Origin of the sequence: Pseudomonas azerbaijanoccidentalis (assembly GCF_019145495.1) — a bacterium.
Taxonomy (GTDB): domain Bacteria; phylum Pseudomonadota; class Gammaproteobacteria; order Pseudomonadales; family Pseudomonadaceae; genus Aquipseudomonas; species Aquipseudomonas azerbaijanoccidentalis.
In genome coordinates this window covers 190029-209850 of sequence record NZ_JAHSTU010000006.1, presented here as the reverse complement: position 1 = coordinate 209850, position 19822 = coordinate 190029, and the positions used below count along the sequence as shown (strand labels likewise).

Here is a 19822-nt window from a genome sequence, read left to right as displayed (position 1 = left end):
ACGCAGCCTTACTGGCCGCGGTGGCTAAAGCTGTGCAGGGCTTTCTCGATGCATTGCGCGGTTTTGCCGAAGGCTTGTACGGTGATTTCCGAAAAGGGACCGCCGCCCTGATCCGCCACGACAATCATGATCACCCGGCCGTTGTTGACCAGTGAACGCAGTAACAGATGCTCGCCGTTAAACTGTGAGCGCAGGCCGTTGGGCAGCAGTGCGGTAAATTGTGCGTTGTTTTCTGGCGTCAGGCGCACCTGGGCCTGTTGCGCGAGCAGGCGTTGCAGGACGCTGCTTTGATTGACCACGAAATTCAATCCGGCCGCTTCTTTGGGCAACCCGGCGGTCTGGTGCACCCGCAGATTGGCGTGGGTGCGATCAGCCATCAGGATCATCACCCGGCGCATGCCGCACGCGACCAGTGCGTCTCGGGCCGAGGTGGTCAAGTGCATGGCGTTGGTGAAGCGGCTCGGCTCGATCAGCAATTCGGCACACTGTCGGCGCCACTTTGCCAGGTCTTCGGCGGTCGGCGCCGGGGCTGGAAGCAGGCCGGCGTGAACGCGGTTCGTGCCCCACGGCCAGAGCAGTGCAACGGCGGGGTGCCAGAGGTCGGGCATGGCGTGATGGCGGGCGCTGTTGGCAGCCTGCTGGTGCAGTTGTTGTTGGACTTCGTCCATCGGCATTTGCAGGTAAAGGCTGGTCAGGAACTGCCAGCGCTCGCTGTGCGGGCTGTCCCAGGCCTGTTGTGCCGAAAGCGCCAGCCCATTGGCCAGCAGCACCGTGTTGGCGGGCTGGTTGAGCCAGCGGCGTAACGTTGGATCGTCATCCAGGCGGTTTTGTTGACGCAACGGATGATCACTGTCACGGGCAATGCGCAGGACCTTGACCAGTTCCCGCTGCTCGGTCAGCAGCAGTTTATAACCTTGCTGCACCCAAATCGGCAGGCGCCAGACATCCACCAGGGCCAGGCCGATTTCCAACAGGCGCGTACCAAACAATTGTTTTTCGACTTTGAGCGCCGATTCGCCTTTATGGATGACCCGCAGTTCCCACTCTTCGAGCAATTGCGGGTGCGTCAGCGCCAGCGGCCACAGTGGTGACAGAAACAGCAGGCTGCCCCAGTGAATGTCCTGCCACAGGCGCGCGAGGCGGTTGGCGAAAAAGCCGTTGGCCTGTTGCGTCGCATGTTGGCTGATCAGTTGTAGTTGCCGCAGGGCTTTGGGGATCTCGGCCATGGGCTGGGCGGGCAAGCGTTCGAGCAATTCCTCCGTGCGTTTCAAACCGAGGCGATTGATCGCCACCTCAAGGTTTTCCGCCGGTTCGGTCATGCTGCCATGGGTGTGCCGATTGGCTTCGCGAATGACGCTCAAGGCCAGGGCCGGGCTGTCCTGCATCAAATCGGCGATGTCGCGCAGCGAGCTGCGGCTGTCGCGGATTGCCCGGCAGACTCGGTCGTGACTGGCCTGCGGAACCGGCAGGCGTACGCCATCCAGAAGCTTGACCCAGCCTTGGAGAGTGGTCGGTTTTTGCGTCGGGACGTTCGTTTCGTTAACCATGTCTGGAGGCGATCATCTTCAGCATTAACGGGGCCCGGAGTGGGTCGAAGTGGCTTTTCGCCTGAACTGGCTATAGTCTGGCGCAGTTTTGCCGATAAGTAGAAGAAGAGATTTTTTAACTTCCGAATATGACCTTGAACCCGACTCAGTAAGTGCTCTCCTACCTATGGCTAAAATAATCGGCATCATCGTCGTATTCGCGAGCGTGCTCGGCGGATACGTGCTCTCCCACGGCAAAATTGCCGCCCTGATCCAGCCTTTCGAGGTATTGATCATCGGTGGTGCGGCCCTCGGTGCATTCCTGCAGGCCAACCCCGGCTACATGACCATGCACGTGCTCAAGAAATCCCTGAGCATGTTTGGTTCGCGTTTCACGCACGCCTTCTACCTTGAAGTGCTGGGTCTGATTTACGAGATCCTCAACAAGAGCCGCCGCGAAGGCATGATGGCCATCGAAGGCGATATTGAAGATGCCGCAGCGAGCCCGATCTTCGCCAAGTACCCGACGGTCCTTAAAGACGAGCGCATGACCGCGTTCATCTGCGATTACTTGCGCATCATGTCCTCCGGCAACATGGCTCCCCACGAGCTGGAAGGCCTGTTCGACATGGAGCTGTACAGCCTCAAGGAAGACCTTGAGCACCCGTCCCACGCGGTGAACGGCATCGCCGACGCCATGCCCGGTTTCGGTATTGTCGCGGCGGTATTGGGTATCGTGGTGACCATGGCCTCCCTGGGTGAGGGCGACCAGAAGTCCATCGGCCTGCACGTCGGTGCGGCCCTGGTGGGTACCTTCTTCGGTATTCTTGCGGCCTACGGCTTCTTCGGCCCACTGGCCCATTCCCTGGCCCACGACGCCAAGGAAGAGCTGAATGTCTACGAAGCCATCAAGGCCTCGCTGGTGGCTTCGGCTTCCGGCATGCCGCCGTCGCTGGCCGTGGAGTTCGGGCGCAAGGTTCTGTACCCGGCGCACCGTCCAAGCTTCGCCGAGCTGGAACAAGCGGTTCGTGGTCGTTAAGTTATGGAAAACAATCAGCCGATAATCATCAAGCGCGTCAAGCGCATCGCCGGCGGGCATCACGGGGGCGCCTGGAAAATCGCCTTCGCCGACTTCGCCACGGCGATGATGGCGTTCTTCCTGGTGTTGTGGCTGCTGTCCACGGCAACACCGGAACAGAAGATCGCCATCGCCGGTTACTTCAAAGACCCGATCGGCTTTTCCGAAAGCGGCACGCCGTACATCATCGACCTGGGCGGTACGCCGACCCTGGCGCCGGAAAACACCCTCAACCCTGAGGTGAAATCCCAGCCGCAACCGGACAAGGTCACTGTCGACGCCGAACAGGTCGAAGGCATGGCCGAAATGGTCGAGAAGGAACGCCTCGAACTGCTGCTGCAAGAATTGCAGAACAAGGTTGAAGAGAACCCGCAGCTGCAGAAATTCAAAGACCAGATCATGTTCGAGATCACCCCGGACGGTTTGCGCATCCAGATCGTGGACGCCGAAAACCGGCCGATGTTCGATTCCGGCTCGGCCCGTCTGAAACCGTATTTCGAAGACATCCTGCTGGCCATGGCTGACACCATCAAAGCGGTGCCGAACAAGATCAGCATCAGCGGCCATACCGATGCCAAGCCGTACACCGGTCAGGGCGATTTCGGTAACTGGGAGCTGTCGGCCAACCGTGCCAACGCTGCACGTCGTGCACTGGTGGCGGGCAGCTATCCGGACGGTCAGGTGGCGCGGGTGGTCGGTTATGCCTCGTCGGCCCTGTTCGACCGCGAGCATCCGTTCAACCCAGTCAACCGCCGAATCGACATCGTGGTACTGACCAAGAAAGCCCAGCGGGCGATCGAAGGCTCGCAAGGTGCAGAGCCTGCACCGGATGCACCGCAAGGTTCGGCCGCGCCAAGCGCCACACCGGCTGCACCGGTCGACCCGAATGCGCTGCCGGCGGACAAGGAGCCGCTTCCGGCCCACGAGCTTCGTGAGCGGTTGAACCTGTTTGAGGATCCGGCGCCGAAACCGGCTGAGCCCGCCAAACCGGCTGAAGCGCCCAAGCCGTGATGTCGAGTCCTGAATAGGTTTACTCCTGTTCAGGACTCCCCCAGTACCCACGTATTTACCGTCGCCCCCCCCAAACTTTCAGAGCCACCCAGTCGATCGCGATTGTGCGGACAAATCTGCATCTAAAAAAGGAAGCCTCCTACATACAAGCTATTTCCTAGACGTCTTAATTCCTGTGCTTGAGAACCACCAACGCATTGCTCATTGATCGAGCTCTGGCCGTTTATGCCGCAGGAAGTTTGTTAATGGAACTAACAACAGTATTTGCCCCGCAGAACCGACGCCTGATCAAGTTCACCGCCCCGATTGCAAGCCAGCAGGAGCTGCTGCTCGAGCGATTTTCCGGCTCGGAGGGTGTGTCGACACTCTTCAGTTTCGAGTTGTCGCTGATCAGTCAGGATGCACGACTGGAGCTCAAGTCACTGATCGGGCAACCGGCGTCACTCGACATTGAATTGGCGGGCGGTGATGCGCGTTACATTCACGGTTTTATCAGCCGATTCAGCCTGCAGAAAAGTGACGGTGGCCTGGCTTACTATTCGGCCACCTTGAGCCCTTGGCTGTGGATGCTGTCGCGACGCTTCGACTCGCGGATCTTTCAGGACCAGACCAGCGAAGATATCCTGCGCACGGTGTTCGCCCACTATGGTGTGCTGCCCACGTTTGATTTCCGACTGGAGCAGCCGCCCAAGTCCCACAGCTACATCACGGAATACCGCGAAAGCGATCTGGATTTCGTCTTGCGCCTGCTGGAACGTGAAGGGCTGTTCTTCTATTTCGCTCATACGAAGGAAGAACACCGCCTGATCATCTGCGACCACTCCCGCAACCTTGAGCCGTTAATACAACAACCCCGCATCCGCTACCACAGCGCGTCTATCACCGAGTCCGCCGACTCGATCACCCAATGGAGCAGCCATCGGATTTTGCAGTCCGGCAAGATGGCCATCCAGACATTCGATTACAGGCAACCGCGCAATCCGCTGCCGGTCAGCATGCCCAGCCTCAACGCCCAAGGCGATGTCCCCGCCTACGAGATCTACGACTTTCCCGGTCATTACAGCCACGGTAAGCCCGCGGATGGCGAAGCGCTGGTGCGGCATCGACTCGAAGCCCTGGAGGTACAGGGCAAGACGTTCAAAGGTTCGAGCAACTGTCGCGCCCTGCTGCCGGGTTACACCTTCGAACTGACCCAACACTTCGATCACGATCGTGATCCCGTGGAGGATCGCCAGTTCCTCCTGCTTAAGGTAGAGCACCAAGGTCACAACAACTACCTGACGGATCAACCGGCGAACTACGACAACAGTTTCGTCTGCATCCGCCACAAGATTGCGTATCGCCCACCGATCGTTTCCCCGCGGCCGACGATTTCCGGGCCGCTCACCGCCATTGTGGTCGGCCCCGAAGGTGAAGAGGTTTTTACCGACGAGATGGCGCGCATACAAGTTCGTTTCCATTGGCAACGCAGGCACGACCCGGCACAGGCTACGACCTGGCTAAGGGTCGCGATGCCCAGTGCTGGCGCAGGCTTCGGTCATCAGTTTTTGCCGCGCATCGGCCAGGAAGTGCTGGTGACTTTCCTCGGTGGTGACATCGACCGGCCCCTTGTGACTTCAGTGCTCTACAACGCCGATCATTTCCCCCCGCATTTCAGTAACGCGGCGGGTTTGCCGGGCAATCGAACGTTGTCGGGGATCCAGACCCAGGAGCATCAAGGCAGGGGCTTCAACGAGTTGCTCTTCGACGATACCCCTGGCGCGCTGCGCGCTCGGCTGGCCACGTCCCATCAGGCCACGGCGCTGAACCTGGGCAAACTCACCACACCTCGAACCGATGGGCGAGCCCAGGAGCGCGGTCATGGCGCCGAACTGCGCAGCGATGCCGCGATTGCCTTGCGGGCGGCTCAAGGGCTGTTGTTGACCACCTATGCTCGCCACGATGCGCAGGGTTCACAACTGGACCGCGAAGAACTGCTCAAGCTGTTGGCCGAGTGCGGTGAGCTGTTCCACTCCCTCGGCCAGACCGCCGCTGCCCGTGGCAGCCCGAAAATCGACACCCAGGGCATCGAGGCGTTGCGCCAGTCGTTGAGTCAATGGCCTGCACCGACCAGCAACAGTCCGGGCGAACCGGTGGTCGCGGTAGCGTCTGAGGCGGGCATCGTCAGCGCCACGCCGCGTTCACAGGTGCATTACGCCGGTGAAAATTATGACACCACCGCGCAGGATCACTTGCAGCTGAGTAGCGGCGCGGCCATGCGCCTGCAAGCCGGCAAAGGGATCAGCGCCTTCGCCCAGGATGAGGGCATCAGCGCCATCGCCAATCGCGGCAAGGTGCTGGTGCAGGCCCAGGACGACGACCTGGTGCTCAACGCGCAAAAGAACCTGCACCTGTCAGCGACCGAAGGCGAAGTGCTCATCACCGCCCCCACCATCCGCCTGGTGGCCGATGACGGCAGCTACATCAGGATCGGCGGCGGGATCGAGATCGGTACGCAGGGCAAGGCCATTGTGCATGCCAGCGAGCATGACTGGGTGGGGCCGAAGACCGACAGTGCTGCCATTCCTGTTTTCGGTCGGGACGGAGCGGACCAACGGCATCGACTGCACTACCAAGATGATCCAACCACAATCGTTCAAGGCCAACCCTACAAAATCGCCCTGGAAGACGGCAGCCTGGTGCAAGGCATTACAGGTGCCGATGGTTTAACCGAGTCGCTCCTGCGAGCAGAGATGCAGCTCGCCAATCTTGAGGTTTTCCCAAAGCCCTGACCCCCGCATCGGACCAGAAGCCCGTACCGACGCAAGCCAAGGAAAGTGTCAACCAGTGATCTACGACAACAACCTGCATGGCAAAAGCACGGATGCCGCCCTGCAAAACCTGAAAATCAAGTACGCCGATGAAACGTGGGTCATGAACCCGCTGGATCAATACGAACCGACTATTGAAACCTCTCAGTAAAAGGACTGCTCCTCTGTGGATCAGCAAGAGGAGCATGATTTCAAAAGGATATGGAAAGCATGAGCTATACGGACACAGTGATCGCCACCGATACGAGTCGTTTGCTGCCGAATAGATTCACGGATCGCAACATTGCTGTGCCGCGAGACCTGCCAGGCGTGGTGATTTTCCTGCACGGCGTGAATGACCCCGGGGCGTCTTATGAGTCGGTGGAGACTGGGTTATGCCAGGGGGTGAATGAGCGGCTGGATAGGCGGGATCTGAAGGCGGGGCGGTATGGGGCCAAGTACAACGAGGCTAACAGTACGCCCAGGAAGGCGTGGAAGGACAACGAGGGGCAAATACTCGACGATCCGGATACTTACCTCTACCAGCGCGATACCGAGGATTCCAAGGCCCGCAGCCTGTTGATTCCGTTTTATTGGGGCTATCGGGCCGAACCCGTCGAAATCAAACGCGATAAAAATGGCGATCCGGCCCGGTTGCGCGATCAATTCTGGACAAATTTGACAACCGTCTGGATCGTCACTTCGCCAAGGGCGGTGGATTTTTCGCTAACGCCACCAACAATTTGTTGGAGATGTACGAAGAAGGCTTCGCCAAATGGCTGCGCCATTGGGTTCAACCCACCATGCCCAACTCCCTGTACATGGGTAAGGCACCGCATCGACGGTATTTCGTGCTGGCCGCGACCCGGCTGGCGATGCTGGTCAGCGAGATCCGCCGCGTCTCACCCGACGAGACCATCACCATCATGGGGCACAGCCAGGGCACGCTGATCACCCTGCTCGCCCAGGCCATGCTGGTGGATCGCGGTGAACGCTGCGCCGACTGCGCCATCATGGTGGCCTCGCCCTATTCGGTACTGCCGGATGCCACGCCGAAAAATTTGCGAACCCTGCAAACCCTGATCGACATCGTGCAACACATCACTCAATCCCCCCATGCGCAGCCACCCCTCAGCACCCTGCGCTGTGGCCTGCCGGGTTATGGCGGTCGCACGGGGCCGCGCTGGTCACCCGAACAAGGCCAGCGTCTGGGTGCAGACGGGAAAACCCTGGTGTTTCCCGAGCGCGACAACCGCGGCAAGGTGTACCTGTATTTCTGCCCGGACGACACCACCGTGGCGCTGGATGATGTGCAAGGCATCGGTACTTACGGCGTGCCGGACGAGTTGCCCGATGGCCAGCCGGCCATGACCGCGTTGCAGACGATGCGTTTCTACCAGCGCCTGTGGACCAAGCGCCTGCGTGACGGCGAACCGGTGCTGGTGGGCAAGCCGCCGCAAGCGGACTTCACACGCGTCGAAGGCGAGCCGCGCTATCCCGGTGGCGGCTCGGTTGCAGCGATAGCCTCGCAAACAGGGATCCGTGAAGGCCAGCAACGCACCATCAACGCCGAACAACTGTACCCAGCCCACGCACCGCAGATGTTCGGTGGCGAAGCCGTGACGGGGTCTACCCATCAGCCAGGAAAGGATCGACCGGATGCGGTGTCGCAAAACGCTGCCTTGGGCAACCCCGGCGCCTCTTTCAAATGGATTTATGTGACCAACAGCGAAAAGCGACTCGACCTGGACGAAGGGCTTATTCGCTGGAATCACGGCAAAGAGCCCGACGACCAGACCCGGGCCCTGCGCCAGACGCCAGTGTCCGGCAACCCGATGCTCAATCGTAAGGACCACTACCGCATCTACCGCGAGGAAACCCCAAACGAAATCCGTGCGCGCATGCAGGTTGACCAGAAGGAATGGACTGACAACAGCTATCACTCGGCTGTATTGCGTAGCCCGGAGAACCATCGCTGGGTCACGGCGATGGATGTTGCGATTGGGCAGGCCAAGTGTCTGGATGATCCGGTGATGCGGGAGGTGTTGGTGGCGATTGCGGATTGGAAGATGGATGAGGAGCGATTCGATAAGGTCATGAAAATGGAAGGTTGGTCGCAGCTTAGTGCAGGGACTAAAGCGCTGGTCGAGGCCTGCTATCTGTATTACGACTGGGGTAGGTTTCCTTCAACCGAATTGGTTTCGCTGACACCGCCGCAACTGGTGATGGCTGCTTTGGGAAAAGGAGTACAACCATGAGGAATCGCTGGCAGGGCAAATCACAGCGACCGCGGCTGAAGGGTTATCTTTGGGCAGCCGGGATAATGATAGCCACTTGGATCGGTTTTTTGTTGTTCATCAACTACATAGCTCAAACCGAAAATAGGGAACTCAGGGGCGTGGATAGCGTTTTGCGTTGGGGAATCGCGAGTATTTTTGGCACGTTAACGTTGATCTACAGCTTCCACTGGATCGGCAAGATCGAAGCTTACGAAGAGGCAGAGCTTGAGGCCTACAAATCAAAAGTCATGGCTGAAAGAGCTGAGCACGTCGCTACCCAGGAGCGTACTTATGCATTCGAAATACGGGGTACTGGGCTTGCTGTTGATAATTGGCATCAATCTTCAATTTGGCGAGAAATCAAAAAGACCAACAGCAACTTCACCTCGATCTATTCGCGAAACCCCAAGGATTACGACACTTCAGTGAGCTTTCGAGAAATTACTCAAAAAATCAACATACGCGTCGCGTTTAAGCACTCAGCTACTGATTCAGTGGCATATTGGCCAATTCCAGTGTTTGCGATAGCTCCGCCCAAGCAGCCTGAGGACGCCGGTGCCCCAAACACTATTCTCAGTGGACGCAATGCCGCTACTTTGGGTGTAACGCTTTTCCTATGGCAAAGCGCAGACAATACCACTCACGCCCAGGGCATGATCGAACGTCTATTTGAGTTCTTTGATGACAGCCCACAGATGCCGCAGGCGCTGATCGTTAGTCGAGACGGCGATGTCACTCGAAACGGCTATCGCGTGGCCGGCACACCGGGGCTGCAAAATGTCCATGCTGTGCCAACGGTGTACGAAAGCATGACCGGTCTGCTGGTTACCCGTTCGGATAGAGTTGACCGCTATATTCGTCCTTTTGCCACCCAAGACTCGGAAGACAACCAGAACACAAACACTGACATGGGCAAGTTGTGGGCGTTCTACTGGAGTCGTGATGATGCATTTCTTGATTGGTATAAAGAGAGTGAACGTGCCAAAGGCAATACAGGTTACATTCGCCCTATCACCACCATGTCCTCCACCTACTGGCAGTCACAACTCCCCACCCTTTGGCAAACCCTGAGCAACCGAGGCCCCGGCCATTTCGAACCCTCCGCATGGCTACCGGTGCGCTGGGCCGAACACCAAGTGCGGGAGTTCGATAAAGCCCCGGTCCTGGGCTACCTGCATCGCCCGATCAAAGTCTCGATGCATGACGACAACGGCAAACCGCTCAAACCCGCGCTACGAGCCAAGGCGCTGCAAGCAGGCTGGGTAAAGGCAGTGGAAACCCTGCCCGAGGGTGAAAAACCGGCTCGGGTGTTCTACGACAGCACCGACAACACCCCTGTCGAAATCGCCCTGACCATCGCGCTGCATGGCCTCAATGTCGATGGCGCCGGCCTCGAACTGGGCAATGTCGACGAGGGCTACGACATCGGTCGGCGCCTGGGCAACACCGGCGTCAGTAGCGCCCTGGTCGAAATCAACCTCGCCACGATTGCCAGCTATCAGGACGGTGGTGTCAGCGCGGTGGTGTACACCGGCGAGGACGGCAGCGTCACCGTGCAAATGGTCCGCCCGCCAGACGAAGCCCGCAAAGCAAAAAACCAGCAAACCCACGGCGTTGATCCGTTCAGGTTTCGCATGCCGGGAGATAAAGCATGAAAAATCCCATTTGCCTGGGCGACGCTATCAGCAGCAGCGGCAGCGTGGTTTCCTGCCAGCTCGAAGGCACGCATACCCTCAATGGAAAAACCCCGGCGGTGTTGGGCGACAAGGCTTACTGCCCGTTGCATCTGGGCGAGTATGCCTTCGTCGAAGGGCATCCGCGCCGGCGTATGAATGGCATTCCGGTTGTATTGGAGGGCCATCTCCTGGCCTGTGGTTGTCATGGCGTGGCCAGCACTGCTCAGAATGTGCAAGTGGTCTAGGTCGAAAGACTGGCGGGCAGCTTCAGTTTTGTGCAAAAAAGCCGACAGCAATGTCGGCTTTTTTGTGCGCGCAGACTGTTAAAAACCGCGGATGATTCTGGACTTGAGGTCCGTATGGAACCGATCGGCATTCGTCCTGTTGACGCTGCGCACAGACTCACTGCCCGTCACCGACTCCAGCGACATCGAGCGCTTGAGCGTCGATTCATTGCGATACGCATCAATAAAAAACTCGATGTCCCGATCACTGCTCAGCTTCGGCCATTTATCGAGGTACAGCGGCAGTTCTGTCGGGCCGGTCTTGAACGAACAGATGCGTCGGTTGGTGATGGTCGCCTCGCCGATTTCGAACGGCACCCACCACGACAGTGCGGTTTTTTCCGAGACCACGGCCAGCAAGTGCGTGCATTCGCTGATGTTGCGGGTGATGACCCCGGTGATGTCGTCGGTGGTCTGGGATTCGGCGTCCAGCACATCGAGGTAGGTTTTGATGTTGGCTTGGATCAGGCGTGTGTTGATGTTGATCGCATAGGCGCGATCCATGTGGCGGTAGCTGATAAACACTGGCATCAGAAATGTCCCTTGATGGCGAGTTCGCGGTAATAGGCACCGAGTGCGGTGAGGCGGCAACCGGTGGAGTGAATGGCGGCGTAATACATGTGCTCGGCCTCCACCGGTTCGATGAGGCTGTGGCGGTTGCACTTTTGCAGTTGCGCAAAGACCTCGCCGTGCTCCGGGTTGTACTCGGGTTCGGTGGGCTCGAAGCTGGGGGCGAGGGGGTACACCGATTCCGCTTCGGCAAACCATTCGGGCAGCTTGCGCAGTATTTCCTTGGGGATAAGGGGCGACACTTCGCGCAGGGAAATGAACTGCGACACGTTGGTCTTGAACACCGGACGCTGTTCCCAGGCATCGAGGGCGTTGTCGACAAACGAATAGAGGCTGCCGGGGGTGATCTTGCCGAGGATATTCGCGGCGCCGCCGTGCAAGGCCTGGAGTAATAGCCCGGTGAACACGCCGTGCTGCCCGCCTTCCATCGCCGCCTCTTCCTTTTTGCACGCGGTGAGAATGGTCATGCCTTCGCTTACCACGCTGCCTTCACTGCGCAAGGCGCGTTGTTCTCCGGCTGATCCGCTCTGGCAGCAGTCGAGAATGATCACTTTGTTTTTGATCCTGGTGGCTTTGCTCGCCCAGTTGAGGATGTCGCTGAGGCGAATCCCGTCCTTGGCGCTGCGGTAATCCTGCGGGATCAACATGCCTTCGTCGGTGTCGCCATCGAAGCTGCCGTGGCCGGCGAAATACAGCAGCGCCACATTGCAGTCACCGGAAAACAGCTCGCGAATCTGGTCTTCGAGTTTTTCCCGGCTCAGGTAGTCCTCGGCTGAAGTCAGCACGATGTTCTTGAAGTTCGGGTCGCCGTTGGCGTCGGTCTTCAGTACCGACGCCATGGCCATGGCGTCATTGCAGCAACCGCTCAAGCGCGAAACGTGGGTGTAGTCGTTGATGCCGATGAACAGTCCCTTGCGCATGGTTACACCGCCGTGTGCAGGCGAATGGCATTGACGATGCTTTTGGTGTTCCAGGCGCACTCGGCGTGCGCCGCGTTGCGGACCACCGTGGAAATCCGCTCGGCACCGAACGGCTTAATGGCGATGATCACCTTGCCCATGCGCTTGGCGATCTCGATTTCCTTATTGATCCACTTGCTGTAAGTGGAATACATGCCAGCCATGATCAGCACTGCCGAGCACGGGCGAATCTTGTTTTCGAGGGCTTCTTCGAGTTGTTTGTCGGTTTTGGCGCCGACAATCGGGTTGTCGGGCGGCACCGAAAAATTCTTGTAGGTGAAACCCGGCTGCGCATTGAGCAAGCGCACGAGATTGTCGTGGGCGAGAGGGTAGTTCCACGAATGGCTGATGAACAAATGGTAGGTTTGCAAAAGTTTTCCCTCGGTGTCGCTGGAGTGCGAAGAGGGTTTGAACTTAGGCCAATGGCTGGCGGCTACAAGGGGTTGGGCGTTAAAGAGAAATGCCCTACAAGTGCGCGTGTATGCGCCTTACAGAAAGGTCTGATGTTTAGCGGGCAGGGGAATTAAACAGTAGAACCGGCAACCCACCGCCCCGATTGTTCGGAGCGGTGGGCGGGCCTGTTTAGTAGCCGTTTTCCGGCAGGCTGGCGATGATCGAGCGGTAGCTGTTCATCCGTTGCTGCTGCACGCGGCCATCTTCCAAAGCTTTGAGCAGGGCGCAACCAGGTTCACGGTCGTGCTTGCAGTCCCGGAAACGACACGTACCGAGCAAATCGTTGAACTCGATGAAGCCGGCCTCGACGTCGGCACGGCTGACGTGGCCCAGACCGAACTCGCGGATGCCCGGGGAGTCGATCAGCTCACCGCCACCAGGGAAGTGGAACAGGCGCGCGGTGGTAGTGGTGTGAGTGCCCTGGCCGGACAGCTCGGACAGCGGGCCGACGCGGGTTTCGACTTCCGGCAGCAAGCTGTTGACCAGCGACGACTTGCCGACGCCGGACTGACCGACGAACACGCTGATACGCCCGTCCAGTTGCTTCTGCAGTTGCTCCATGCCGTTGCCGTGGTGAGCCGACACTTCGAGCACCGGGTAGCCGAGCGTGCGGTAAACCGCCAGCAGGGCATTCAGCGCCGGCGCATTGTGCTCATCGATCAAGTCGAACTTGTTCAGCAGCAGCAACGGCTTGATGCCGGCGTGTTCGGCGGCTACGAGGTAGCGGTCGATCAGGTTGGCGTGGGGCTCGGGCAGGGGCGCAAACACGATGACGATCATGTCGACGTTGGCGGCCACCGGCTTGAGCTGGCCACGACTGTCCGGGCGGCACAGCTCGGTGTTGCGCGGCAGCTGCGCCACGATCACGCCGATGCCTTGGTTGCCGGCACGCCAGACAACCTGATCACCGGTCACCAGCGCCGGCAGGTTGGCGCGCAGGTGGCAACGGAACACCTGGCCGGCCAGCTCGCCATCGCGGGCCTCGACTTCGACCTGCACACCGAAGTGCGCGATCACCAGACCGTGTTGTTCCGGACCCAGGTCGCCACCCTCAAGTGCCTCGACGGCCGAGGACTCGCGTTTGGCGGCGCGGGCAGCGCGCTCGCCCTGAATCTTTTCGATGCGCCAGTTTTGACGACGATTGAGTTGGCGTTTGGCCATGGGTGTTCCGTATCAAGAATGCAGCGATTAGGTAAAACGGCCGCGAGTTTAGCACGCCCGGCCACCGGCCTAGGCTAAACTGCGCAGCATTGCCTAGGAGCCGACACATGCAAAATTCGCAGAACCTGATCTGGATCGACCTGGAAATGACCGGTCTGGATCCGGAAAACGACGTCATCATCGAAATGGCCACCATCGTCACCGACAGTGACCTGAACACCCTGGCCGAGGGCCCGGTGATCGCTATCCACCACAGCGACGAAGTTCTCGCCCGCATGGACGAGTGGAACACCCGCACCCACGGCAACTCGGGCCTGACCCAGCGCGTGCGCGACAGCCGCATCAGCATGGCCGAAGCCGAAGCAGAGACCATCGCGTTCCTGGAGAAGTGGGTGCCGAAGGGCAAGTCGCCGATCTGTGGCAACAGCATTTGCCAGGACCGTCGCTTCCTTTATACGCACATGAAATCCCTGGAAAGCTATTTCCATTACCGCAACCTCGACGTGTCCACGCTCAAAGAGTTGGCCGCGCGATGGGCACCGGACGTGCGCGACAGCTTCAAGAAGGGCAGCACCCACCTGGCGCTGGACGATATCCGCGAATCGATCGCCGAGTTGCAGCACTACCGCCAGCATTTCATCAAGTTCTGATACGGCCCACATTCCTAATGTAGGAGCTGCCGCAGGCTGCGATCCTTTGATCTGCTTTCAAAAGCAAAATCAAAAGATCGCAGCCTGCGGCAGCTCCTACATGGGATGTGTTGTCATTGTGAAAGTGAGTAGACTGCGCGCCTTTTTGCAAGGACCGCCACCATGTTGCTGATGCTCTACCTGATCGCCATCACCGCCGAAGCCATGACCGGCGCCCTGTCTGCCGGCCGTCGCGGGATGGACTGGTTTGGTGTGGTGCTGATCGCGTGCGTCACGGCGCTGGGTGGCGGTTCGGTGCGGGACGTGCTGCTCGGCCACTACCCGCTGACGTGGGTCAAGCACCCGGAATATCTGGTCCTGACAACTGTTGCAGCGATGTTCACCGTGTTCACTGCGCGCTGGATGCGCCATCTGCGCTCGCTGTTTCTGGTGCTCGACGCCGTGGGGCTGGTGGCATTCACCCTGATTGGCTGCATGACCGCTCTGGAAATGGGCCATGGCATGTTGGTCGCATCCGTTAGCGGGGTGATCACGGGCGTGTTTGGCGGCATTCTGCGGGACATCTTCTGTAACGACATTCCGCTGATCTTCCGTCGTGAGCTGTACGCCAGCGTCTCGTTTGCGGCGGCATGGTGCTACATGCTCTGTCTATACCTGAATCTGCCGGGTGAACAGGCGATTTTGATCACGCTGTTCGGCGGCTTCCTCCTGCGTTTGCTGGCGATCCGTTTCCACTGGGAAATGCCCAAGTTCGTCTACAACGACGAAGCCTGAAGCCGCCCGGTCAAGTAGGAGCTGCCGAAGGCTGCGATCTTTTGATCTTAAACAGTCAAGATCAAAAGATCGCAGCCTTCGGCAGCTCCTACGTTAGGCCGTGTTGCTTCAGGGCCCATTCGACGTGCTCGCGTACGAGCTCCGACGGATAGTCGCGTCGCGCCTTGAGCGCTTCCAGCACTGGAATTGTTGAAGGCGCATTGCCCAAGCCCACCGCCAGGTTACGCAGCCAGTTTTCATAACCCGTGCGGCGCAGTGGCGAGCCTTCGGTACTGCTCAAGAACTTGTCCTCGTCCCACATGAACAGATCGGCCAGCCCGGCGTTGTCCAGATTGTGACGCGGTTTGAAATCGCCTTCGTCGGACGGGCGGGCAAAACGGTTCCATGGGCAAACGATCTGGCAGTCATCGCAACCGAACACGCGGTTGCCAATCAGCGGGCGCAGGTCTTCGGGAATAGCGCCCTTGAGCTCGATGGTCAGGTAGGAAATGCAGCGTCGGGCGTCCAGCACATAGGGGCCGACGAAGGCATTGGTCGGACAGATATCGAGACAGGCGCTGCAACGACCGCAGTGTTCGGTGGCATGGGGCGGGTCCACGGGCAGTGGCAAGTCGACGAACAGTTCGGCAAGAAAGAAATAACTGCCGGCCTTGCGATTCAAGACCAGGGTGTTTTTGCCGATCCATCCAAGACCCGCCTGTTCGGCGATGGCTTTTTCCAGCACCGGCGCACTGTCGACAAAGGCACGAAAGCCGAACGGGCCGATCTGGGCCTGAATCTTGTCCGCCAGTTGTTGCACGCGTTTGCGGATCAGCTTGTGGTAATCACGGCCCAGGGCATAACGCGAGACGTAGGCTTTTTCCGGTTGGGCCAGCACTTTCGCCATGTGCGTGTCGCCGGCCAGGTAGTCCATGCGCAGCGAAACCACGCGCAAGGTGCCCGGCACCAGTTCTTCGGGGTGCGAGCGTTTACTGCCGTGGGCGCCCATGTAGTCCATTTCGCCGTGGTAGCCGGCTTCGAGCCAACGCTCCAAGTGCTGCTCATGCTCGGCCAGGTCGAGGCCGCTGATGCCGACTTGCTGAAAGCCCAGCTCGCGGCCCCAGTCCTTGATGGATTGGGCGAGGGCGGGCAGGTCTGTGGTAATAGCGGGCATGAGACGAGAGAAACCGGAGCTGAGGTGCGTATAATTCTGCCAGACATCGGAGCCCGAAGACGCATGCCGCACACTAAAGATGAATTACCCGACGCGCTGTACAGCGCCGCGCAGGTGCGCGCACTCGACGCGAGCCTTATCGCAGCGGGCACGCCGGGCTTCGAATTGATGCAGCGCGCGGCGCGGGCGACCTGGCGGGCAATGGTCCGTCAGTGGCCGACAGCGAACGAATTAAGTGTACTGGCCGGTCATGGCAATAACGCCGGCGACGGTTATCTGGTGGCGGTGCTCGCCCAGCGCGCGGGATGGTCAGTGCGCGTGCTGGCGGTGGGTGAGCCCCAGCGTCTGCAGGGCGATGCAGCGTTGGCACATGCGCAAGCGGTGTCGGAAAAAGCCGTCATCGAAACCTGGTCGGCGCAGTCCCCGTTGCGCGGCATCGTGCTGGATGCCTTGCTGGGCACGGGTTTGACCGGCGAAGCGCGCGAGCCTTATGGCAGTGCTATCGACGCAATCAATGCCGCCGAACTGCCGGTGGTGTCGGTGGATATTCCGTCAGGGCTGTGTGCCGATACCGGCCATATTCTCGGCTGTGCCGTGCGGGCCGACCTGACGGTGACGTTCATCGGTTTGAAACTGGGGTTGTTCACGGGCGATGCGGCGGACGTGGTGGGGGCGCTGGTGTTCAATGATCTGCACGCCGATCCGCCGTTGCTTGACGCTGCGCCAGCCATTGGCCGTCGCCTGACCGCCAATAATCTTCCGAGTCTGGCTGCCCGCGCACCGGCTTCCCATAAAGGCAAGTTTGGCCATGTACTGCTGATTGGCGGCGATCGCGGTTTGGGTGGCGCGATTCTGTTGAGTGCACAAAGTGCCTTGCGCAGCGGCGCCGGCATGGTGTCGGTGGCGACCCGCAGCGAGCATGTACTCGCCGCGCTGGCGCGGATCCCCGAAGCGATGGTACTGGGCACGTCCTCAGCCAATCAGCTGATGGGTTTGCTTCAAAAAGTTTCTGTGTTGGTGGTCGGGCCAGGTCTCGGTCAAGCTGCCTGGGGCCGCAGCCTGTTGTCCGCCGCGGCCAACGCACCGTTGCCACAAGTCTGGGATGCCGATGCGCTGAACATGCTGGCCGAGGATCGCGTGGCTCTGCCGAAGAATTGCGTGATCACTCCGCATCCGGGCGAAGCGGCGCGATTGTTGGGGATCAGCACCGGGCAGGTTCAGGCTGACCGACCTGGGGCGGCCCATGCGTTGAGCAAAAAATATACAGCTGTCGTTGTGCTTAAAGGCGCCGGGAGTTTGATCGCCAGTCCTGACGGACGGTTAGCGGTCTGTCATCAGGGCCACCCGGCGATGGCCACCGCCGGTTTGGGTGATGTGCTGGCCGGGTTGGTCGGCGCATTGCTCGCCCAGGGCATGGCAACGTTCGACGCCGCTTGTCTGGCAGTCTGGCTGCACGCCAATGCCGGTGAGCAACAAGGAAAATCGGGCCGTGGGCTGGCGGCCAGTGATTTGATACCAGCCATTCGTCAGTTGTTGGAGGAGCAAGCACCGTGTCTGAAGTAACCCTGTACCTGGCTGATGAAGACGCGATGACCGCGTTTGGCGCACGTATCGCTCAAACGACTCAAGGGCACGGTTTGATTTTTCTGGAAGGCAATCTCGGCATGGGTAAAACCACGCTGTCGCGGGGCATCATCCGTGGCCTTGGCCATGTCGGGGCGGTGAAAAGCCCGACTTTCACGTTGGTCGAGCCCTACGAGATCGGCGACATTCGCGCCTTTCACTTTGACTTGTATCGGCTGGTCGACCCGGAAGAGCTGGAATTCCTCGGGATCCGCGACTATTTCGAAGATGACGCCCTGTGCCTGATCGAATGGCCCGATAAAGGTGCAGGCTTTTTGCCAAAGCCCGACCTGACCATTACCATTAGCCCGCAAGACAGCGGGCGTTCGCTGAAAATTTTATCCCAGGGTTCGCGCGGCGAAGCCTGGTGTGCCGCTTTGGCATTGGAATCCAAATAAATGATGGGGTTAGGTATGCGCTTTCGCGCGTTGGTTGCTGCCGTAGGGATGTTGTTTTTGGCGGTGACCGTCGACGCTGTGGCCGAGACGAAGGTCAACAGTGTTCGCCTGTGGCGGGCGCCGGACAACACGCGGCTGGTGTTTGACCTGACAGGCCCGGTGCAGCACAGCGTCTTTACCCTGTCGGCCCCCGATCGTCTGGTCATCGACATCAATGGCGCGAGCCTGGGTGCGCCGCTGAACGTCAACACTTCCAATACGCCGATCACCGCCATGCGCTCGGCTCAGCGCACGCCGACCGATCTACGGGTGGTCATCGACCTTAAAAAGGCGGTCACACCGAAAAGCTTCTCCCTGGCGCCGAATGCCCAATACGGCAATCGACTGGTGGTCGACCTGTTCGATAACCCGGCTGATGCCGCGCCGCCGCCAGCACCGACGCCGTCGGTCGCCACTGTGCCTGCCGTCCCGGTTACGCCGACAGAGCCTGCAATCAAGTTGCCGCCAGCCCCGGCCGGCAAGCGCGACATCATTGTGGTGATCGACGCCGGTCACGGTGGCGAAGACCCGGGGGCTTCCGGTTCGCGCGGTCAGCGCGAGAAAGACGTGGTGCTGCAAATCGCCCGCGAAACCCAGCGCCAGGTCAACGGCATGAAAGGTTTCCGCGCCGAACTGACCCGCACTGGCGACTATTTCATTCCATTGCGCGGGCGTACCGAAATCGCCCGCAAGAAGGGCGCCGACCTGTTCGTCTCGATTCACGCCGACGCCGCGCCGTCTGCCGCTGCGTTCGGTGCCTCGGTGTTCGCCCTGTCTGATCGCGGCGCAACGTCGGAGACCGCCCGTTGGCTGGCCGACAGCGAAAACCGTTCCGACTTGATCGGTGGTGCCGGCAACGTCAGCCTCGACGACAAAGACCGCATGCTCGCTGGCGTTCTGCTCGATCTGTCGATGACGGCTTCCCTGACGTCCAGCCTGAACGTCGGGCAGAAAGTCCTGAGCAACATCGGCCGGGTCACGCCGCTGCACAAACAGCGCGTCGAGCAGGCCGGGTTCATGGTGCTGAAGTCGCCGGACATTCCGTCAATCCTGGTGGAAACCGGGTTTATCTCCAACGCCAACGAAGCGTCGAAACTCGCTGCATCGAGCCACCAGCAAGCGCTGGCGCGTTCCATCAGCAGCGGTGTGCGCCAGTTCTTCCAGCAAAACCCGCCACCGGGTACGTACATTGCCTGGCTGCGTGACTCCGGGAAAATCGCTCAAGGCCCACGTGATCACCGGGTAAGCCCGGGCGAGACGCTGGCGATGATCGCCGTTCGCTATCAGGTGTCGCCGGCCGCGGTGCGCAGCGCCAACAATCTGTCGAGCGATGAGCTGAAGATCGGTCAGCACCTGACCATTCCGGGCAATGATCTGGCGGCCAAAGAATGAATCAGGT

The 19822-nt window shown here is 59.7% G+C and carries 17 protein-coding genes and 1 pseudogene; 12 read left to right on the top strand and 6 right to left on the bottom strand.

The window, feature by feature from the left end:
* Nucleotides 1–8 precede the first annotated feature (8 nt).
* Nucleotides 9–1547 (bottom strand): HDOD domain-containing protein, encoded by a 1539-nt coding sequence (locus KVG88_RS20500; protein ID WP_217872582.1) that lies wholly within the window; start codon nt 1545–1547, stop codon nt 9–11.
* Between the two features lie 166 nt (nt 1548–1713).
* Here KVG88_RS20500 and motA point away from each other — a divergent pair, with 166 nt between their 5' ends.
* From motA to KVG88_RS20470, 7 genes and pseudogenes are all read left to right on the top strand, one after another.
* On the top strand, nt 1714–2565 hold the full coding sequence (gene motA / locus KVG88_RS20495; protein ID WP_150704300.1) for a flagellar motor stator protein MotA: 852 nt from the start codon (nt 1714–1716) through the stop codon (nt 2563–2565).
* A gap of 3 nt (nt 2566–2568) precedes the next feature.
* Nucleotides 2569–3615, top strand: coding sequence for a flagellar motor protein MotB (gene motB / locus KVG88_RS20490; protein ID WP_217872581.1), 1047 nt, complete (start codon nt 2569–2571; stop codon nt 3613–3615).
* Nucleotides 3616–3854: 239 nt separating this feature from the next.
* Nucleotides 3855–6386, top strand: a complete 2532-nt coding sequence (locus KVG88_RS20485; protein WP_217872580.1) for a type VI secretion system Vgr family protein — start codon at nt 3855–3857, stop codon at nt 6384–6386.
* Nucleotides 6387–6441: 55 nt separating this feature from the next.
* The gene (locus KVG88_RS31210; protein ID WP_264084128.1) at nt 6442–6576 is read left to right on the top strand and encodes a hypothetical protein; all 135 of its coding nucleotides are present in this window, start codon (nt 6442–6444) and stop codon (nt 6574–6576) included.
* 59 nt (nt 6577–6635) lie between these two features.
* Nucleotides 6636–8662, top strand: a pseudogene (locus tag KVG88_RS20480) (T6SS effector phospholipase Tle3 domain-containing protein).
* Entirely contained in the window at nt 8659–10338 is a 1680-nt protein-coding gene (locus KVG88_RS20475) for a type VI lipase adapter Tla3 domain-containing protein (RefSeq protein WP_217872579.1), read from the top strand. Before KVG88_RS20480 ends, KVG88_RS20475 begins: the two are co-directional and overlap by 4 nt.
* On the top strand, nt 10335–10604 hold the full coding sequence (locus KVG88_RS20470; protein WP_150705330.1) for a PAAR domain-containing protein: 270 nt from the start codon (nt 10335–10337) through the stop codon (nt 10602–10604). Before KVG88_RS20475 ends, KVG88_RS20470 begins: the two co-directional genes overlap by 4 nt.
* A gap of 78 nt (nt 10605–10682) precedes the next feature.
* On the opposite strand, the gene KVG88_RS20465 is transcribed toward KVG88_RS20470, so the two are convergent.
* The 4 genes from KVG88_RS20465 to rsgA form a co-directional block, all read right to left on the bottom strand.
* Nucleotides 10683–11174 carry a toll/interleukin-1 receptor domain-containing protein gene (locus KVG88_RS20465; protein WP_150705331.1) on the bottom strand — a complete coding sequence of 164 codons (492 nt, stop codon included), beginning with the start codon at nt 11172–11174 and terminating at the stop codon, nt 10683–10685.
* The gene (locus KVG88_RS20460; protein ID WP_217872578.1) at nt 11174–12133 is read right to left on the bottom strand and encodes a caspase family protein; all 960 of its coding nucleotides are present in this window, start codon (nt 12131–12133) and stop codon (nt 11174–11176) included. Before KVG88_RS20460 ends, KVG88_RS20465 begins: the two co-directional genes overlap by 1 nt.
* Before the next feature lie 2 nt (nt 12134–12135).
* Nucleotides 12136–12543: a TIR domain-containing protein gene (locus KVG88_RS20455; RefSeq protein ID WP_150705333.1), complete on the bottom strand. Its 408-nt coding sequence runs from the start codon at nt 12541–12543 to the stop codon at nt 12136–12138.
* Between the two features lie 211 nt (nt 12544–12754).
* Nucleotides 12755–13786, bottom strand: a complete 1032-nt coding sequence (gene rsgA / locus KVG88_RS20450; RefSeq protein ID WP_008064125.1) for a small ribosomal subunit biogenesis GTPase RsgA — start codon at nt 13784–13786, stop codon at nt 12755–12757.
* 107 nt (nt 13787–13893) lie between these two features.
* On the opposite strand from rsgA, the gene orn reads away from it, so the two are divergent.
* Both orn and KVG88_RS20440 read left to right on the top strand, forming a co-directional pair.
* On the top strand, nt 13894–14436 hold the full coding sequence (gene orn, locus KVG88_RS20445; RefSeq protein ID WP_150705334.1) for an oligoribonuclease: 543 nt from the start codon (nt 13894–13896) through the stop codon (nt 14434–14436).
* Between the two features lie 162 nt (nt 14437–14598).
* Complete coding sequence (locus KVG88_RS20440) at nt 14599–15210, top strand: trimeric intracellular cation channel family protein (RefSeq protein WP_150705335.1); 612 nt, start codon at nt 14599–14601, stop codon at nt 15208–15210.
* Nucleotides 15211–15298: 88 nt separating this feature from the next.
* Here KVG88_RS20440 and queG read toward each other — a convergent pair whose 3' ends face one another.
* A complete protein-coding gene (gene queG, locus KVG88_RS20435) occupies nt 15299–16363 on the bottom strand; it encodes a tRNA epoxyqueuosine(34) reductase QueG (RefSeq protein ID WP_150705336.1) in 1065 nt (354 codons plus the stop codon).
* A 63-nt stretch (nt 16364–16426) separates the two neighbouring features.
* Between queG and KVG88_RS20430 the strand changes: the two genes are divergently transcribed.
* The 3 genes from KVG88_RS20430 to KVG88_RS20420 are packed head-to-tail and all read left to right on the top strand — an operon-like array spanning nt 16427 to nt 19815.
* Nucleotides 16427–17926, top strand: coding sequence for an NAD(P)H-hydrate dehydratase (locus tag KVG88_RS20430; protein ID WP_217872577.1), 1500 nt, complete (start codon nt 16427–16429; stop codon nt 17924–17926).
* Entirely contained in the window at nt 17914–18384 is a 471-nt protein-coding gene (gene tsaE, locus KVG88_RS20425; RefSeq protein WP_150705338.1) for a tRNA (adenosine(37)-N6)-threonylcarbamoyltransferase complex ATPase subunit type 1 TsaE, read from the top strand. The genes KVG88_RS20430 and tsaE overlap by 13 nt, the downstream gene beginning before the upstream one ends.
* 48 nt (nt 18385–18432) lie before the next feature.
* On the top strand, nt 18433–19815 hold the full coding sequence (locus KVG88_RS20420) for an N-acetylmuramoyl-L-alanine amidase (protein ID WP_412071310.1): 1383 nt from the start codon (nt 18433–18435) through the stop codon (nt 19813–19815).
* Nucleotides 19816–19822: the final 7 nt, after the last annotated feature.

Coding starts and splice junctions, on each gene's coding strand:
- KVG88_RS20500 (WP_217872582.1), bottom strand. CDS start 1,547: ATGGTTAACGAAACGAACGTCCCGACGCAAAAACCGACCACTCTCCAA.
- motA (WP_150704300.1), top strand. CDS start 1,714: ATGGCTAAAATAATCGGCATCATCGTCGTATTCGCGAGCGTGCTCGGC.
- motB (WP_217872581.1), top strand. CDS start 2,569: ATGGAAAACAATCAGCCGATAATCATCAAGCGCGTCAAGCGCATCGCC.
- KVG88_RS20475 (WP_217872579.1), top strand. CDS start 8,659: ATGAGGAATCGCTGGCAGGGCAAATCACAGCGACCGCGGCTGAAGGGT.
- KVG88_RS20470 (WP_150705330.1), top strand. CDS start 10,335: ATGAAAAATCCCATTTGCCTGGGCGACGCTATCAGCAGCAGCGGCAGC.
- KVG88_RS20465 (WP_150705331.1), bottom strand. CDS start 11,174: ATGCCAGTGTTTATCAGCTACCGCCACATGGATCGCGCCTATGCGATC.
- KVG88_RS20460 (WP_217872578.1), bottom strand. CDS start 12,133: ATGCGCAAGGGACTGTTCATCGGCATCAACGACTACACCCACGTTTCG.
- rsgA (WP_008064125.1), bottom strand. CDS start 13,786: ATGGCCAAACGCCAACTCAATCGTCGTCAAAACTGGCGCATCGAAAAG.
- orn (WP_150705334.1), top strand. CDS start 13,894: ATGCAAAATTCGCAGAACCTGATCTGGATCGACCTGGAAATGACCGGT.
- KVG88_RS20440 (WP_150705335.1), top strand. CDS start 14,599: ATGTTGCTGATGCTCTACCTGATCGCCATCACCGCCGAAGCCATGACC.
- queG (WP_150705336.1), bottom strand. CDS start 16,363: ATGCCCGCTATTACCACAGACCTGCCCGCCCTCGCCCAATCCATCAAG.
- KVG88_RS20430 (WP_217872577.1), top strand. CDS start 16,427: ATGCCGCACACTAAAGATGAATTACCCGACGCGCTGTACAGCGCCGCG.
- KVG88_RS20420 (WP_412071310.1), top strand. CDS start 18,433: ATGTTGTTTTTGGCGGTGACCGTCGACGCTGTGGCCGAGACGAAGGTC.